Below are 16,698 nucleotides of genomic sequence, written 5' to 3'. Positions count from 1 at the left end.
TCAAACATACTGCACTCTATCGTTGTGAGATCGGAAAGAGGCCCGTGGGCGCCCAGATCATTCGACGACCAAGTTGAAACATTTGGTCGGCCAGCGAATGCTCCAGATTCATTTGCTGGAGCAGCCGCTTTTCGATCAGGTTGATTAAACCTGATCGGCGGGTGCTCTAGCCTTTGGCTGGGGAGGTAAGCTTCAGTCCCCGGCACCGGTTCCCTTCGCTCTGACTCGTTGGCGCGGCACCTTCCATAGTGCGCGGGGATGGCTATGATTTACAAGGGATTTTCGCCTTTATTGAAGTCATCGACCGCGATGGTTCCGATTTTTCTGGCGCTGTCTGGCCCCGCGCTGTCGAACGGCCTGTCGGACCTGAGGATTGGCGAGAGCGGGAACGAGATCGTCACGATCGTCGACTCGCAGGCCTATAGCGGGATGGCCATTGGCTATGCGGCCGGTTCCGGTACGCTTGGCATCACCGGCGCCGGCGCGGTGCTGGCGATCTCGTTCGGCGTCAACGCAGGCGTGGATGGCGCGGCCGACATGACCGTTTCCAACGGCGGCTCGTTCTCGACCAATGACGGCAGCTTCTATCTGGGCGGCGCGGGAACGCTGCGGGTTCAGGGCACAGGTACTCTGTTCGAGATCGGCACGAAGACGACCGGCATTCCGGCGGACTATCCTGACAGTGCCGGCTGGCTCCTGACCCACGGCGGCAGCACCCTCAACGTGTCGGACGGCGCGACCCTGCGCGTCGACGGCCTTTATGTCGGCGACCAAGACGCAAGCCTTGCAACCATGACCGCGACCGGCAAGGGCACCACCATCGATGCGCAACTGGTGATCATGGTCGGCGGCGATGGCAACCCGAACCCGGCCGGCAATGGCTTGCTGACCATCGCCGATGGCGCCACGGCGCGCGCCTCGGTGATCGCTGCCGGCGTCGACACCAGCAGCCCCGGCACCATCGTGGTCACCGGCGCCGGCTCCAGCCTGACGAGCTTTTACAACAACGCCACCTTCCCCGGGAAGGTCTACGCCGGCTTTAACGGCGACGGCACGATCATCGTCCAGAACGGCGCCGCGCTGTCGTCCGATCACGAGATCCGCATCGCCTGGGGCGCGGCGAGCACCGGCAAGCTGATCGTGGGCGGCGACAGCACGGCGGAAGCGGCCGGCTCTGTCACCGCCGCCAAGGGCGTCGTGTTCGGCGATGGCGCCGGCCAGCTCATCTTCAACCACACCAGCGCGGACTATGTGTTCGCTCCGTCGATCAGCGGGGCCGGCGAGGTTCTGGTCAAGGCCGGCACCACCACGCTGTCGGGCACGAACACCTACACCGGCGGCACTCTGCTCAGCGGCGGCAAGCTGTCGGTCACCGGATCGCTGTCGGGGTCGGCCACCGGGGTGAAGATGTCGGGCGCCACGCTGGACGGCTCCGGCTCGATCGCCGGCACCGACTACGGCGTTTGGTTCGACACCACGGGCAACGTGTTCACCGCCTCCGGCAGCGTGTCGGGCGGCACCGCTTCGGTGTACTTCAACGCCGGCAACAACACGCTGAACTTCGAGCCGGGCGTCGCCCTCAGCGGGGTGGTGGACTATCGCGGCACCACCGGCAACACCACCGGCTTCGGCGCCGGCAGTTACAGTATTCCCGCCGCCAACTACGTTGCCGCCAGCAACACCATCACGCTCAACAACGCCAAGCAGACCCTCGTTCTCGAACATCCCGACACGTCGGGATACATCAACGTGGTGGCCATTCCCGGCGCCAGCCAGGCGGCCAGCCAGTATACCTCCTCGGTGTCCGACGTGGTGGGCAGCATTCTGGCGCTCGACGTGGCGCGGCCCGACCAGGCGAGCGTGGGCGGCAGCACCATTTCCGCCCTGCAATATGGCGAGGACAGACGGGAGAGCGCGGAAAGCAAGGCGCTGCGCGATCTGGGCGGCGGTCTGGCGACGGACGCCTACGGCAATCTTTACTGGGCGCGCGCCTTCGGTGGCCTGCGCTACCAGCCGAGCCGCGGCGGCGACGACTACAGCCACACCGCGCACTACGGGATAATTTCGGGCGTCGACCACCAGTTCGAAAACTATCGCCTGGGCTTCTTCGGCGGTGGCGGCGGCGTGCGCAGCGTGGCCGGGCAGAGCGTGTCGACCATGAACGGCGCCACCGGCTTCCTCGGCGTCTACGGCGCGATGAAGACCGGCGACCTGCAATGGAACGCCTCTCTGACCGGCGGCGCCATCGAAAACCGCGCCAGCCGCTCGCTCAACGGCGGCACGCAAACGGCCTCGGGCGATTTCATGGGCTGGTACGTTTCGCCGGAGATCGCGGTGAGCGGCACCTACCAGATCGCCCCCGGCTGGGAGCTGACGCCCAGCGCCAAGGCCCGCTACACCGGCGCCTTCTACGACGGCTATAGCGAAAGCGGCTCGTCGCAGAACGTCACCTACGACGCGCGCCAGAGCCACACGCTCGATGGCCGGCTGCAGGTGGAGCTGAAGCGCAAGCTGAGGCTGCCCTCCGGCCTGCCGGCGGCGGTGATCGCCACGGCGTCGGTGAGCGACACGCAGGCGCTCGGCTCGAGCACCACCCGCGCCAGCCTGCTCAACAACGAGTTCTCCGTGTCGAGTTCGGCCGACCGGAACGTGGCCGGCGCCAGCCTCGGCCTCGGCTTCGACGCCATGCTGTCGGAACGGACATCGGTCTATGGCTCGGTCGACGGCACGGTCTACACCGATGACTCCATGGCCATGTCGGGGCGCCTCGGCCTCAGAGTGGCATTCTGAGGCAAGGCGGCGCCGGGAGGCCGATATCGGCGCTGCACCCCGTCCTGCTGAGGTCCGCCTTGAGTTCGCGCGCGAATTCAAGCGACCTTCGCGAGGGCAGGACGCGATGTGGAACAGATGGTCAGCGGCGCCCCCCTCGTTTGCCAACCTGTCTCCCCTCACCATCAAGCTGTCCTCCTCTGCGCAGGCAGAGGATCTTAGGCCGGAAAGGGCTCGGCGGAGATATGGGGCTCCGCATGGACCCAGAGCGCGTCCGGCGGCCCCCTGGTTCGCCAACGCGCTCTACATCTTTGCTTTCACGCCCCCCCAGGCGCAAAGCCGGTTCCCACTTTTGCTGGAGACTCTAGAATTCTTGGTTTGACGTTGCGTCTGCCGGTCCCCAATCTCACGACGCGCTGGCTCGCGGGGCCCGGCCTGGAGGAAGAGGAAAGGCGATCCACGTGTCCAAGACGGCGCTCGACCTCAGTCCTCAGCAGGGGGACAGCCGTCCGTGTAAATCCGGCCACTATCGAAGGCGGAGGGAATTTTCTTTCGAGCGATGGCTAGAAGTTCAACGGTCGGAACGGTATTAGCCATCATGGCGGGGCTGTAACAGAGGGTGAGGGGACGGGATAGACAGCCATGTTCTATCCACTTTAACATCTTGCGCTGCATATGCCTGTCTCAAACCTCGTCACGGTAAATGAGATGAGCTTTGTTTTGTGCTCGCGAATGATATAAATGAGGGGGGTCTTGTCCCGTGAAGATAGTGGAGATTAAACAAATCTCGGACAATATTCTTGAGGCGATGAACTATCTAGTCCCTCAGCTTTCACCTTCTTCGTCCTTAATATCAGCCGACGATTTGGAAGATATTATTAGAGATGAGGGGACTATTCTATTTCTTGCTGAAGAATCCGGTTTTTTTATTGGAACTTTGACTCTTGTTATATTCAGAATTCCAACCGGAATCAGGGCGAGAATTGAAGACTTGGTTGTTGCAGAAGCGGCAAGAGGTAAGGGGGCTGGCAAGCAATTGGTTAATCATGCTCTGCGCGTGGCTTTTGAAAACGGTGCGACTGGTGTGGATCTCACTTCGCATGCTTCTCGCGTTGTCGCGAATGAAATGTACAAACGTTTGGGATTTGAAACTAGAACCACCAACGTTTATAGGTGCGTTTTCTAACGTTTGAGCTGAAGCCAAACTTGAGAATTACACAATCGCAGGGCCTAGCAATGAATGAATTACTATCCAATAATCCGTATCCACAAAGCGGTTGCATCATCCCCTATCTTGAAACGCGGAAATTTGACACAAGCGGCATCCTCTTGTTCTATGGTTCTGAGTTCGCTGGCTAAACATGCTAGGCCTTTGGCCCGGATGGCTTCGATCAAGCTATCTGTGTCATAAGCGCCATAAATATCAATGATATTTGCGAACCCATCACTCATAATTAATAGATTATCTCCGTCTTGGATGGAAGTGGAAGTACAGTTTGTGGAGCGAGTTGATGCTTCTGTATCTGGGCTGAGGGCAGTATAGTCTGGGCTGCATCGCTTTGCCCGACGGTTTTCGATGGTGACCTTTGAACGAACTCTTTGGGCTCCAATACCAACTCCCAAAGCACGTGCTTCGTTGGATTCGCTACTCGTTTTGGGGGGCTCTGTGCACCATGAGTACACTAAGCCGGAGACATGCAGAACATAACAGTCAGCCGCCCATGCAACTTGAAGTTTGTCGTTGACTATTTGTGCCAAGGCAAAGGCGGCGGTTGGGATTTCCCAGTCTCCTTGGATGTCTCGTTGCTTATCGGCTTCGAATTTCTCGGCGAGACAAGCGAACAGCCGGCGGCAAGTTGAAGCAGCGTCCGGTTCCTTACAGCTTGAGAGTGCTGCGTCTGCAGTGAAAGCGATCCATGCTGCCCCTCCTTGATCTTTTAGCAAGCCAGGTTCAGCAAGATCTGTTGCGCCGTCTATCACCCATGCACTTTGTGGCGAGATTCCGATCCGGTCTTCATTTGCTCGATCAAAGCTGCCGTTTAGACTAACTGACTGTAATAATTCGAAGTGCATGCTTTATTATCCGAGTTCAGTGCCTTTAGAACATGAATTATTGATTTTACGTTGCAGGTACTTAAAGTTCAATAGTGAGGGGCAGGCGACGTTCACCCTTTCTTTTTTCCAAAAGAAAAACTCCACCTACGGTGGAGGGTTGGATCGGTTCTATGCAGTATAACAGAAGCCTCCGTGCTTGGGCCACGCAGTGGAGCAAGCACGGAGGTTATAGTCGACGATAACCATCTATCCCACTCGATGGGCGCGCAAATACCGCCTGGCTTTTGCGATCCTGATGTAACAAATCTACTTCTAGTTGCCCAAGCGCAGCGTCCCAAGCCTCCGCCTATGGCGGATGGTTTGTTCACGGCCTAACGGCGAGAACAAAGTAGATGTAGAGAACCATGAGTGTATATGTCGATTTGTCGAGTGCGTGAAGAACAAGCCCAGCGTTCAAAGCCGCCATCGCTGCATAGAGAGCATGATGGCAGGTCAAGACTTCTGCAGTTTTCTTCATCCAGTTTAGTGGTTTTCTCAAATTGGGCAAAGCCCGCAGCATGGAGCCGGTGTGAGAATAGGCAATCACTGTGCACAATGCCAGGCTGCGGGATGCACTTTTCGCTACTATTTTGGCTACGTTCAGGAGCTTGTTCACTTTCTTGTTCCTCGTGTTTGTCAAGCCCGGCCGGGTACAGTTGAAATTCGGAACGCGTTGAACTCAATATGAAGAGGATGAGCGGACGAAGCACTGCCGGAGAAAGCGGATTTCTCACGGAAGGACACGGAAGAATGCCTCAAACCTTTGGTATGCTTTTAGGAAAAGAAATTGAAAAGCAGCTCCAATCGACTGGAAAGAAGCAAATTGAGGTAGTGAAAATAAGTCTCGGCATTAACCCAGAGAGTTCAGAATCGAGTCTGACAGATAGTCAGTCCCAAAAAGTTCGTAACGGAACACGTAGGCTCTCTGAGTTAAAGAGGGGTGGTATCCCTAATCCAACACCATCTAATTATTTGCCATATTGTGAGGTGCTTGGAATAAGTTCTGAGCGACTAAACAAGCTTAGGCAACAGGCTGTATCGCCTGAAGAAAAACTGATCGGTTGGCCAGAACTAAAGACGACAGAGGTGCCGATTGATTTAGTGGTGAGAGATTTTCGGTATACAATTAAGGGCTTTACCGCTTTGTCGGAAGCTGAAAGGGCTTATAGTCGCACTAGTGAGCGCATCCGCATACATCCACATGGAGTTGGCGTTTATGATCCATCTGTAAATGCATTCCTGCTCAGGTCCGGACTATCTGGTTGCGCCTTACCCGTAAAAATTGATGAAAAATACTTAGCTTATAACGTAAATAATATTGATGACTGTCAACTTTTGTCTTATGTTGTGAGTGAGAAGGCGAACAAAGGCGCTAAACTATTTAATTCCAGAAAGATTAGACTTTCAAGCGACATACCAAGTAAGGGTGGAGGGGTAGTGCACCTAAGGGAAACGGATTATTGTAGTTCTCTTATGACTGACCAACTGGCGTTTCAGCAGATATATATTGATGATCCTAAAAGTCCGAGGATTCTTCGAGACGGGCTGACCGAGTTCATGCGAGACGGAAGACTAATTGCGCTTGATGACGCGGACGGAATGTCAAATCAGTTGGGCGCATCAACGATTGCGTTCTCCCGGGACGGAAAATTACTGCATGTCGAACAGACACGCCAAAATGCACAGAGTATGGGGCTTTTGGCGCCGAGCGGCTCTGGCTCTCTCGACTGGGAAGATATCTTTGAAGGTAGAGTGGAGTGTGCGAGCGGCAGGAGAGAGGATCTTCTTTCAATTGTCTCTATAGGCGCTGCAAGAGAACTCGTCGAGGAGTGTGGTTTGCATGTTCAACACAACAAAGAAGATCCTTACATCGGCATCGATGAGGTTGCAAAGAACTATCTAAAGGTTTTCGGATTTTCTCGGATGTTGCATCGTGGAGGTAAGCCAGAATTCTACTGCGTGTCTGTTCTTCCTTTTGACCAATTTGACGTAGAAAGGGCGATCCTCGCCAAGGAGGAAGAACCGTATACTCGACGGACAAGGCGGTCTCAGGCTATGAGAGTGGATTTCGCCGGCTCGCTCAACGAAGTACGGCACGCTATTCTGAGAGTTTGCGAAGAGTTTATGGGACCATTCTCAGTAGATATGTTAAGGAAAAACAGAGAGCTCGATTTCCTTTCATTCCCTCTGAGCCATGCTTTTGAGCTTTTGGTGGAGGCGATAAACGGGCCTTGCGGAAACGAGTTGGTAGAGTTTCTGAAGTCTGCGAGCGTGAGGCAACCTGGATGACTTTTCGACAAAGCAGAATGAAATTATAGGAGGGATCATGCGGGAGCGTGATATGTCCTCTTAGGCTTCTCGTCCTGAGGTCCTCGCCTGCGCAAGGATGGCGATTTATATAAAGGAAATAGCGGGTTAGGCGGTGGCGTCTGTCCGGCGAGCTGGTGCCTTCCGTGAGGCGGGGCTGCTCTGCCGTGGCGCTGCTCTTGCTGGCGCTCTCCCTTCTGGTGCCGCTCTTGCTGACGCTGCACTTACCGACGCTGCCCTTGCCGATGCGGAAGCCGATTGCGCCCCGCCTCGCACGCCCCCACCTTCCACCGGCCACCCTTTACCCCTTCTCCGCGAAGAACGCCGCGATATTGCTCGCCGCCGTGTCGATGTGCCGGCGCAGCGTCCTGATGGCGCCTTCCGTATCTCCCTGTCTCGCCGCGTCCAGCATGTCGCGGTGGTCGTCTTGGGAGAGGTGGGAGCGGCCTTTGGCGGCGAGTTGGAAGCGGAGGTAGCGGTCGAAGGCGGTGAGGTGGGTTTCGGTGAGGGCGATCAGTTTGGGGCGGCCGGCGGCGCCGTAGAGCGTCATGTGGAAGCGGCGGTTGAGGTCGCCCATGCGGGCGGGGTCGGGCTCGCTGTCCATCTCGGCGATGAGGTCGGCGGCGCGGGCGAAGTCGGCTTCCGTCAGATGGGGGATCGAGCGTTCGAGGACGGCCGGTTCCAGCGCCAGGCGGATGGCGTAGATGTCGGCGGCGCCGCTGGCGGAGATGTCGGTGACCACCGCGCCCTTGTGCGGCACGAAGTCGATGAGCGCCTGCGCTTCGAGCTGCCGCAGCGCCTCGCGGACCGGCATGCGGCTGACGCCGAAGGCGGCCGCGAGGTCTTCCTGCCGGAGGGGCGTGCCGCCGGGAAGGCGACCGGTGAGGATGGCGGCGCGCAAGGTGGTCTCCACGAACGCGGTGGCCGTGCGGGGCCGGCCGCCGGCCTCGGCGATCAGGGCCGACAGGTCGAGCGCGCGTCCGGCGGACCCTGGTTCGCCAACATGCTCCCGCGTCCGCTGGGCTTGCTCTCGCTTGGGCATGATGGATATCCAGTTGTATATTGGATCCAATCATGCCACGCTGAGCCGACATTGTCACGTCAGCGTTCCGCTTGATCCGGCGGTTCAGGGGCAGCGCCCAGCCGGGGCGTCCGCCTCCGTCAGGGCCGCCCGAAAGGTCGAGGCCCGAGGGAACGGGATCACGTTCGCAAAGCCCTGAAACGAAAGGGGGCCAGCCGTTGCGCCCGCAGCCTCTCTATCAGACCCGCTCCGATCTTCTTGAACTGGAGGCCGACGTGGTCGACGCGCGGCCCGGCATGGTGCTGCTCGATCAGGTGATCGCCTTTCCCGGCGGTGGCGGGCAGTTGCCCGACCGGGCCGTGCTCCACTGGGACGGCGGCGCGGCGGCGATCACCGGCGTGGAGGCGGCGGCGGGCGGCTGGTGGCATGCTTTCGAGGGCGAGGCCGAGGTGGCCGGGCCGGTGCGCGTCACTGTCGACGCCGGTTTCCGGCGCCTGATGGCCGAGCTGCACACCCTGGCCCACATCGCCAACAGCATCGTCTACCAGGCCTTCGACGGCGCGCTGCTGACCGGCGCGCAGCTGTCGGCCGACGGCACCTTCCGGCTGGATTTCGATCTGCCCGCCTCGGATGTGGAGCGGCTGCGCGCCCTCTCCGGCCCGATCAACGAGGTGATCCGGGCCGACCTGCCGATCCGCGCCTTTCAGATGCCCTGGGACGACGCCAACGCCGTGCCGGGCCTCTTCCGCAGCCGGTCCGTGTCGCCGCCCCGCCAGGACGACGGCAACGTCCGCATCGTGGAGATCGGCGACATCGACCGCCAGGGCTGCGGCGGCACCCATCTCAAATCGACCGGCGAGGCAAGGCCGGTGCGCATTCTCAAGGTGGACAACAAGGGCCGCCAGAACCGGCGGATCAGAGTGGGGTTCGAGGGCTGACGGCCTCTGCCCTCAAGCGCCGCCAACCACCTCGCCGGCCAGAATCCTGTCGACGATGGCCGCGAGCTTTTCGTCGATGATGTGGAGATATTCCGTCCAGTCGTGAAAGCCGGTGAGTTCGCTCTGGCCGTCGGAGATGCCGCGCAGGCCGAGGAGGGGGACGGCGAATTTTTGGGCGGCGCGCCAGAGGGCGAAGGTTTCCATGTCGACCATGTCGGCGTCGATCAGGTCGTAGGCGGCGCCGGAGACGACGTTGCCGCCGGTGGAAAGGCTGGCCTCCGGCACGCCGGGGATGCGCAGCGGCAGCGGAACGGTGGCCGGCAGGTCGAGCAGCGGCGTGGTGCCCTTGGCAAAGCCGAGGGGGGAGGCGTCGATGTCGCGATAGGAGATGGACGTCGCCTGATAGACCTCGCAATGCCTGAGCCTGCGCGAGCCGGCCGAGCCGAGGCTGACCACCAGCTTGGGCAGGTCGCCGCGATGGGCGCGGGCGGCGAGCTCGGCGGTGAGGTTGACGGCGGCCTCCACCGGGCCGACGCCGATCATCACCGGCCTGATGCGCGCCCGGAGGCCGGGGCCGTATTCCTGCTCGGCGGCCATGGCAAACAGTATCGACGTTCCGCGCATCCTCAACCCCTCTGGAGACTATCCGGCAAGTGGCGGGACGGTAGCCGAAATCGGCGGGCGCCGCGAGGCGTCGATGCGCTCAAACCCCGGCGTCACGCTCTCTTGTAGAAAAAACGACCCCCTCGCGAAAACGACGGCCGCACTTCGGATGATATACTATTGAAGCACTCGTTCTTTATGGAACGGGGAGCATACTTGCCGGGTTAAATCATTGTCCGATGTGAGTCTGATCCGAATCTTTACTGGCGCTGGCGTCTGGCTTCGTTCCTTTCGCTTGATGCCGGCGAGTTCGAGTTGGACTCCGGAATGTATTCAGTCGCGGGCGGTTCAGCCAGGGCGAGACATCATGCCAACATTTACCCAGACCCAATTGGAAGCCATAGCCGGCGCGCTCGGCGATACGCCCGGCGGTTTGACCGAAGGCGAGATTCCTGCGCTGTTCGAGATGGCCGGCATTCCCGATCCCGATGCCGGGCTCGACACGCGGCAGCGGCTTTTCAACGCCTTCGCCGACGTGCAGACGACGCGCAACGACCGCACCCACATCCTGGCCTTCATCTGCACCGCCATGCGGCCCGAGCGCTTCGCCAGGGATCCGGAGCGCTTCGAGGCGATGCGCGACAGCGTCAACCGGGCGCTGGCGCTGGCCGGCCTCACCGTCAGCGTCGAGGGCAAGCTGGAGGCGATGCGGACGGCCTCGAAGCTCAGCGAGGCCACCAGGCGGGCGCGCGAGCTGAGGGCCGACCTGACCTATCGCGACGCCCACCCGGAGGTGATGCGCTTCTGCCAGCAGGAGCTGCTGGCCGACGGCTACTTCCTCGCCGTGCAGGAGGCGATCATGGGGCTGGCCGACAAGATCCGCCGCCGCACCGGCCTCGATGGCGACGGGGCCGACCTCGTCGACGAGGCCTTTGCCGGCGCCCCACCGCTCCTGGCGATCAATGCGCTGACCTGCGAGGGGCTGATCGGCGAGCAGAAGGGCTTTGCCGCGCTCCTGAAGGGCGTGTTCGGCCTGGTCCAGGCCCCGTCCGAGGCCGAGGCGCGCCCGCACTGGCACATGACGCGGGAAGACGCCGAGGATCTGCTCTGCCTCGTCTCGCTGATCCACCGCCGCCTCGACACGGCCAGCACGCCGCAGGTGATGTAGCAGGGAGGGGGCATGGGGAGAAGCTAGGACACAGGGGAGCGCGATAGCGGCGTCGCGCCTCATTCTGCCTGAGGTCCTGCGCCTTCGCGCAGGAAAGGGCGAGGCAGTGATACCGCTCTTCTACTTCTCCTTCGGACGCGCCGGGCCATCCGATCAGGCGCCCTTCGCCGTTTCCATGGCGGCGCGGGCGATTTCGGACAGCGGGGCGGCGCCGTAGATCTCGGCCAGCCGCGCTTCGGCCGCGGCGTGGGCGGCGACGAGCACGGCGTTGGAGGCGCGCTCCACCGGGCAGGAGGGATGATCGCTCGAGGTGGCGGCCGGCAGGATCGGCCCGGCGCTGAGCGCCCGCTGCACGTCGAGAACCGTGATCTCCTCGAGGCTTTTCGCCAGCTTCCAGCCGCCGCCGCGCCCACCTTCGGAGGCGACGATGCCATGAGCGCGCAGGGCGCCGAGGGTGCGGCGCACCACCACCGGGTTGGTGTTCAGCATCTCGGCGATGCGCTCTGAGGTCTCCCGGCCGCCGAGCAGCGCCATGTGAACCAGCACGTGCAGCATGCGCGCCAGCCGGCCGTCGCTTCGCATCCTCATCGCCTTTCCGCAACAATTGAAGTTACGCTGTCTTGACTCGCTCGTCATTCTGTAACACCATTTGTTACGCAATAAAAGGAGCCATGCCATGCGCGAGACGCGGATCGACACGCGGACCATCTCCATGAGTCTTCTCGAGGCCGGCGAGGGGCCGCTGGTGCTGTTCTGCCATGGCTTTCCCGAGGGAAAACGCGCCTGGCGCCATCAGGTGGCGGCGCTGGCGGCGGCCGGCTACCGGGCGGTGGCGCCGGACATGCGCGGCTATGGCGGCAGCGACGCGCCCGGCCGGGAGGACCAGTACACCGTGGTGCATGCCGTCGGCGACATGGTGGTGCTGCTCGACGCGCTCGGCGAAGCGCAGGCGGCGATCGTCGGCCACGACTGGGGCGCCACCGTCGCCTGGCAGGCGGCCCTGATGCGGCCCGACCGCTTCCGCGCCGTGGTGGCGCTGGGCGTGCCGATGATGGGCCTACCGCCGCTGCCGCCGTCGCGGATCTTCCCACGGAGCGAGGAGGCGCTGTTCTACACGCTCTACTTCAACGAGCCGGGGCTGGCCGACGCCGAGTTGGCCCGCGACCCGCGCCGGACGCTTCTCAAGATCCTCTCCGCGGCGAGCGGCGAGGCCGGGCCGCGCCACCCCGGCGACGACACGCCCAACCCCTTCGGCATGGTCCGGCGGGGCGGAGGGCTTCTCGCCGATCTGCCCGAGCCGGCGGCGCTGCCCGCCTGGCTGCCCGAGGCGGAGCTCGACCGGATGGCGGCGGCCTTCGCGGCCAGCGGCTTCACCGGCGCGCTCAACTACTATCGCAATCTCGACCGCAACTTCGAGCTTCAGCAGGCGATGGCCGGCGCCAAGGTGGCGGTGCCGGCGCTGTTCCTGGTCGGCGAACGCGACACCGGCCTTTCCATCCCCGGCATGGCCGAGATCATCGCCGCCATGCCCGATCTGGTGCCCGACCTTCGCGGATCCCATGTGATCCCCGGCGCCGGCCACTGGCTGCAACAGGAGCGGCCGGAGGCGGTGACCGAGGCGCTGCTCGCCTTCCTGAGGGAGGTTGAGGGGTAGGGGGCATCGACCGGACCGTTGCGAGCCCTCCAACGAAAGCATCATCCGGCCGGCGCGCGGCGAGGTGGCAAGATGTTGCTTTCCAAGCCCAAAAGGCGTCTTGAAACGGAGATGGCGATTGTCCGGTGAAGGAGACTCACCGGGGAGTCTCCAGGTGTGGCAAGGAGGGCCCGCCGCAATGACCGCCTTTTCGACACCCCCGGTTCTGGTGAGGCCGACGCTCGATGCGCTCGGCGGCTATGAGGACGCGCTGACGAGGGGCTGGGCGCCCGACCCGAGGCGCACGGGCGACGCCGCCTACATCGCGGCCGAACTCGACGCCCTCAGGGCCGACCGGGCCGGCTATCTCGACCGGCTCCTCACCTTTCCCGCCCCGGCGGAAAGCGCCCTGCCGACGACCGAGGTCAACCACGCCCTCTGGATCTCCGACGGCGAATTCGCCGGCAAGGCCGACCTGCGCTTCGTCCCGGCCACCGGCGCCGTGCCCTATGGCGTGCCCGGCCACGTCGGCTACTCCATCGTCCCCTGGAAACAGGGCCGGGGCTACGCCACCGCCGCGCTCCGGGCGCTGATGGCGTTTGCCAAAACCAAGGGCCTCACCGAGCTGCAAATCCTCTGCAATGTGGAGAACCTCGCCTCGCGGGCGGTCGTCGAGAAGGTGGGTGGAGAGGTGCAGCAGGTGGGGCCGCACCCGTCGGACCGGCCGGAGCAGATGAAGGTGTATTATCGGGTGAGGGTTTGAGGGGGAGGGTGTCAGCCTCATTGATCCCCACCAGAGAGACTTCCCCAAATAAAGACTACTCGCGTATCGCGAAAACCTTTCGGGTCCCCGAAAACTCGCCATCCTTATCCTTGTCTCCATCGTAAGTTCGCCGAACTTCATCCCGTAAGAAGGCATCGAACAGGTCTGCGATCTCAAGCGGTGAGAAGTGAAATAGCTGTGTCTTGCTCTGCGTGTCCGATGCGATCAGCAAGCCGTTCGGCAGATAAGTACTTCCTGAAAGAACGCCGATGACGCGGGCGTGTAGCATCTTGTCCGAGATAAATTTTGGCGTTCGTTTTTCCTGCCGCCGGGCCGTCATGTCATAGTTGTTGAAGATTTCGCTCGACGTTCGGCTTACGAATGGCTCTCGCCATTCCACATCTTTATTAACGTCGATCTCATGAACTTCAAGCGGCGTCTCGCGAAAACGATCCGTCACCAGACGGCACTCGATTAGTCGTCTCATGCACACGGCAGCGATTCCAACCGCTCTCTCCAGCATGTGATAGGGATTGTGCTCCGTATCCGCTTCCGCCAACGCCTCATCGAGATGAAGAATAATTCTGCGGCGCTGCTCGGCGAGTTCGTTCTTCCACGTGTAGGACTTCCAATCAGAAGAGCTTACGCTTCCCAACTTGCGAGCTTCTTCCATCTGATCTTGTATGTTCTGGTCGAACGTCACCGCTTAACTGCTCCGCCTTTTCTCACCCTATTGTAGTCGATCGACGGAGGCATGCCGAGCACCTTGTTAGCTTCGACACCAAACGCATTTGGGCGGCTTCCGCGTTGCCCGAAAGCGTGACAGAAACAGTCCTTCCGCTCCCGGCCCAATCGCGGACATTCGGATATCAATCGCCCGGCGTGTGCCTCCGCCTAGCCCGGCGTTGAAGAGGCCCATGGGGTTGGGGAGGGTGGCGCCTTGGGGGAAGGTGAGTTTGGCGGTGGTTTTGTAGACTTCGCCGGTACAGAGGATGCCGGCGGGTAAGCCCGAGGGATATTTCCTGTCAGAGCGTCAGCTTCATGCCCTCGTGGCTCGCCGTGAAGCCCAGCGATGCGTAGAAGGCGTGGGCGCGGGAGCGGGCCTTGTCGGTGGTGAGCTGGACCAGCGCGCAGTGACGGGCGCGGCACTCGGCGATCGCCCGTTCGACCATCGCCCGGCCGATGCCGGCGCTGCGCCGCGCCTGGGCGACGCGCACGCCCTCGATATGGCCGCGCCACATGCCCCGGCGCGTCAGGCCGGGGATGAAAGGTGAGTTGCAGGCAGCCCACCACCGTCCCGCCGTCGTCGGCTACCAGCAGCCTCTGGTTGGCGTCGCGGGAGATGGCCTCGAAGGCGGTCAGGTAGCCGGCGTCGAGCGGCAGGCGCGCATCCTCCCGCCCCCGGCCGAGATCGTCGTCGGCCAGCAAGGCGATGATGGCGGGAAGGTCGTCGGCGGTCGCGGCTCTGATCTCGACCATGGTGGGCGCGTCCTTCGTGTTGGCGCGGGCGTCACGCCTCCCGCGCATACCGTGCCGGCGGCACCCCTACGTGCCTTGAGAAGGCGATGGTGAAGGTGCTGGCGGAGGCGTAGCCGACGCGTTCGGCGACTTCGGCGACGCCGCCCTCGGCCCGGCGCAGCATGTCTTTCGCCAGCGCCATGCGCCAGGCGAGCAGGTAGTCCATGGGCGTGAGGCCGACGACGCGGCGGAAGCGCTCGAAGAAGACGGTGCGGGAGAGGCCGGCTTCGCGGGCGAGGCCGGGCACCGTCCAGGGGCGCGTCGGGTTTTCGTGCAGGCGGCGCAGCGCGGTGGCGAGGCGTTCGTCGGCAAGGCCACGGACGAGGCCGGGGCTGGCGGAGGCGCCGCTGTCGGCGCGCAGCGCTTCGATCAGCATGATCTGCAGAAGGTGGGCGAGGATGACGTCGCGGGCCGGGCGGTCGGCGCGGGCCTCCTCGTCGACCATCTCCACCAGGGTGGCGAGCCGGGGTTGGCCGCGCACATGGATGAGGCTTGGCAGCAGCGACAGCAGGAGGGCGGCGTCGGGCGAGCCGAAGGCGCAATAGCCGACCGCCATGCGCGCGTCGGCCGGTCCGTCCGGTCGCCCGTGCCGGTAATGGCGCGGGCCCACTTCCAGGTGCGGGGTCGGCTCGCCCTCCGGCGGCGGTTCGAGGCTGGACATGCTGAAGTCGTTGGCCGAGGGCAGCAGCAGGAAGTCGCCCTGTTCGAGAATGATCGGCGGCCGATCGTCGACGATGAGGCGGCAGCGGCCTTCCAGTATGGCGCAGTAGAAGGGGCGGCCGGCATCCGAGCGCGTCACGCGCCAGGGGCCGGCGGTGCTGGCCAGCTTGGAGAAGGAGGCGCTGGGCTGCAACAGGGTGACGACTTCGGCGAGGGGGTCGGTCATATCGGGACTTATGCAAAAGAAATGCGGACGAAGCATCGTAGCACGTCCTGATGCTGCGATCTATTCTCAAACGACCGCAACATGAAAGGACATCCCATGACAACGGTTCTGATCACCGGCTGCTCCTCGGGCTTCGGGCTCGAAACGGCGCGCCTGTTCCTCGAACGCGGCTGGAACGTCATCGCCACCATGCGCGAGCCGCGCGAGGACATCCTGCCGGCATCGGAGCGGCTGCGCGTTCTGCCGCTCGACGTGACGGACGCCGCGAGCATCGCCGCCTGCCTTGAGGCGGCCGGGCCGATCGACGTGCTGGTCAACAATGCCGGCGTCGGCCTGCTCAACGCCCTCGAGGGCATTCCGATGGAGGCGGTGCGCCTGGCGTTCGAGACCAACACGCTCGGCACCATCGCCATGGCCAAGGCGGTATTGCCGCAGTTCCGTCAGCGGAAGGCGGGCGTCATCATCAACGTGACGTCGACGGTGACGGTGGCGCCGCTGCACCTTCTCTCGGTCTACACCGCCAGCAAGGCGGCGGTGAACGCCTTCACCGAGTGCCTGGCGCTGGAGGTGGAGCCCTTCGGCATTCGCGCGCGCATCGTTCTGCCCGGCCGCGCGCCGGAAACCGCCTTCGGCCAGAACCACCGCAAGCGCATGGCCTTCGGCATCCCCGAGGCCTACTCGGAGATCGCCGAGGGCGTCTTCGCCGAGTGGCGCACCTACCCGGCCGACCAGGTGACGCGCGTCGGCGACGTGGCCGAAGCGGTATGGCGGGCGGCCACCGACCCGACCTGCCCCATGCGCCTGCCGGCCGGGGTGGATGCGGTGGCGGCGATGGAGGGGGCCGAGCGCGTGCTGGCGTGAGGAAGGGGAGGGAGCGCGATAGGGGCGTCGCGCTCCGTTCTGCCTGAGGTCCTCGCCTGCGCAAGGATGACAATTTATATAAATGGAACAATTGGATAGAGCGTATCTCCTCGCCTCTGAGGTTTCCCCCTCCGTAT

General features: G+C 62.5%; 15 protein-coding genes and 1 pseudogene. 8 read left to right on the top strand and 8 right to left on the bottom strand.

What is annotated here, in order from left to right:
* Positions 1-309 precede the first annotated feature (309 nt).
* Together M4J40_RS07235 and M4J40_RS07230 are read left to right on the top strand one after the other, a co-directional pair.
* On the top strand, positions 310-2,790 hold the full coding sequence (locus tag M4J40_RS07235) for an autotransporter domain-containing protein (protein WP_251753265.1): 2,481 nt from the start codon (positions 310-312) through the stop codon (positions 2,788-2,790).
* 739 nt (positions 2,791-3,529) lie between these two features.
* Complete coding sequence (locus M4J40_RS07230) at positions 3,530-3,955, top strand: GNAT family N-acetyltransferase (protein ID WP_251753263.1); 426 nt, start codon at positions 3,530-3,532, stop codon at positions 3,953-3,955.
* A gap of 62 nt (positions 3,956-4,017) precedes the next feature.
* Here the strand turns inward: M4J40_RS07230 and M4J40_RS07225 are convergent, their stop codons facing one another.
* Together M4J40_RS07225 and M4J40_RS07220 are read right to left on the bottom strand one after the other, a co-directional pair.
* A complete protein-coding gene (locus tag M4J40_RS07225; RefSeq protein ID WP_251753261.1) occupies positions 4,018-4,842 on the bottom strand; it encodes a hypothetical protein in 825 nt (274 codons plus the stop codon).
* 346 nt (positions 4,843-5,188) lie between these two features.
* On the bottom strand, positions 5,189-5,479 hold the full coding sequence (locus M4J40_RS07220; RefSeq protein WP_251753259.1) for a hypothetical protein: 291 nt from the start codon (positions 5,477-5,479) through the stop codon (positions 5,189-5,191).
* A 68-nt stretch (positions 5,480-5,547) separates the two neighbouring features.
* Between M4J40_RS07220 and M4J40_RS07215 the strand changes: the two genes are divergently transcribed.
* Positions 5,548-7,152 (top strand): hypothetical protein, encoded by a 1,605-nt coding sequence (locus tag M4J40_RS07215; RefSeq protein ID WP_251753256.1) that lies wholly within the window; start codon positions 5,548-5,550, stop codon positions 7,150-7,152.
* Positions 7,153-7,471: 319 nt separating this feature from the next.
* Here the strand turns inward: M4J40_RS07215 and M4J40_RS07210 are convergent, their stop codons facing one another.
* Entirely contained in the window at positions 7,472-8,212 is a 741-nt protein-coding gene (locus M4J40_RS07210) for a GntR family transcriptional regulator (protein WP_251753254.1), read from the bottom strand.
* A 197-nt stretch (positions 8,213-8,409) separates the two neighbouring features.
* Here M4J40_RS07210 and M4J40_RS07205 point away from each other — a divergent pair, with 197 nt between their 5' ends.
* Positions 8,410-9,129, top strand: a complete 720-nt coding sequence (locus M4J40_RS07205; protein WP_251753252.1) for an alanyl-tRNA editing protein — start codon at positions 8,410-8,412, stop codon at positions 9,127-9,129.
* 12 nt (positions 9,130-9,141) lie between these two features.
* Here M4J40_RS07205 and M4J40_RS07200 read toward each other — a convergent pair whose 3' ends face one another.
* Positions 9,142-9,753 (bottom strand): 5'-methylthioadenosine/S-adenosylhomocysteine nucleosidase, encoded by a 612-nt coding sequence (locus tag M4J40_RS07200; RefSeq protein WP_251753251.1) that lies wholly within the window; start codon positions 9,751-9,753, stop codon positions 9,142-9,144.
* Between the two features lie 346 nt (positions 9,754-10,099).
* Between M4J40_RS07200 and M4J40_RS07195 the strand changes: the two genes are divergently transcribed.
* On the top strand, positions 10,100-10,900 hold the full coding sequence (locus tag M4J40_RS07195; RefSeq protein WP_251753250.1) for a TIGR02391 family protein: 801 nt from the start codon (positions 10,100-10,102) through the stop codon (positions 10,898-10,900).
* Positions 10,901-11,053: 153 nt separating this feature from the next.
* Here the strand turns inward: M4J40_RS07195 and M4J40_RS07190 are convergent, their stop codons facing one another.
* Positions 11,054-11,482, bottom strand: a complete 429-nt coding sequence (locus M4J40_RS07190) for an Rrf2 family transcriptional regulator (RefSeq protein WP_251754238.1) — start codon at positions 11,480-11,482, stop codon at positions 11,054-11,056.
* Between the two features lie 94 nt (positions 11,483-11,576).
* On the opposite strand from M4J40_RS07190, the gene M4J40_RS07185 reads away from it, so the two are divergent.
* Together M4J40_RS07185 and M4J40_RS07180 are read left to right on the top strand one after the other, a co-directional pair.
* Positions 11,577-12,554 (top strand): alpha/beta fold hydrolase, encoded by a 978-nt coding sequence (locus M4J40_RS07185; protein WP_251753249.1) that lies wholly within the window; start codon positions 11,577-11,579, stop codon positions 12,552-12,554.
* A gap of 178 nt (positions 12,555-12,732) precedes the next feature.
* Entirely contained in the window at positions 12,733-13,296 is a 564-nt protein-coding gene (locus M4J40_RS07180) for a GNAT family N-acetyltransferase (RefSeq protein ID WP_251753248.1), read from the top strand.
* Between the two features lie 55 nt (positions 13,297-13,351).
* Here the strand turns inward: M4J40_RS07180 and M4J40_RS07175 are convergent, their stop codons facing one another.
* From M4J40_RS07175 to M4J40_RS07160, 3 genes and pseudogenes are all read right to left on the bottom strand, one after another.
* The gene (locus tag M4J40_RS07175; protein WP_251753247.1) at positions 13,352-13,999 is read right to left on the bottom strand and encodes a hypothetical protein; all 648 of its coding nucleotides are present in this window, start codon (positions 13,997-13,999) and stop codon (positions 13,352-13,354) included.
* Positions 14,000-14,321: 322 nt separating this feature from the next.
* Positions 14,322-14,775: pseudogene (locus M4J40_RS07165) on the bottom strand (GNAT family N-acetyltransferase).
* 31 nt (positions 14,776-14,806) lie between these two features.
* Positions 14,807-15,700 carry an AraC family transcriptional regulator gene (locus tag M4J40_RS07160; protein WP_251753246.1) on the bottom strand — a complete coding sequence of 298 codons (894 nt, stop codon included), beginning with the start codon at positions 15,698-15,700 and terminating at the stop codon, positions 14,807-14,809.
* A gap of 96 nt (positions 15,701-15,796) precedes the next feature.
* Between M4J40_RS07160 and M4J40_RS07155 the strand changes: the two genes are divergently transcribed.
* A complete protein-coding gene (locus M4J40_RS07155) occupies positions 15,797-16,561 on the top strand; it encodes an SDR family oxidoreductase (protein ID WP_251753245.1) in 765 nt (254 codons plus the stop codon).
* The last annotated feature ends 137 nt before the right edge of the window (positions 16,562-16,698 follow it).

Origin of the sequence: Pleomorphomonas sp. JP5 (assembly GCF_023721815.1) — a bacterium.
Taxonomy (GTDB): domain Bacteria; phylum Pseudomonadota; class Alphaproteobacteria; order Rhizobiales; family Pleomorphomonadaceae; genus Pleomorphomonas.
This window is presented reverse-complemented; position numbering and strand designations above follow the sequence as displayed.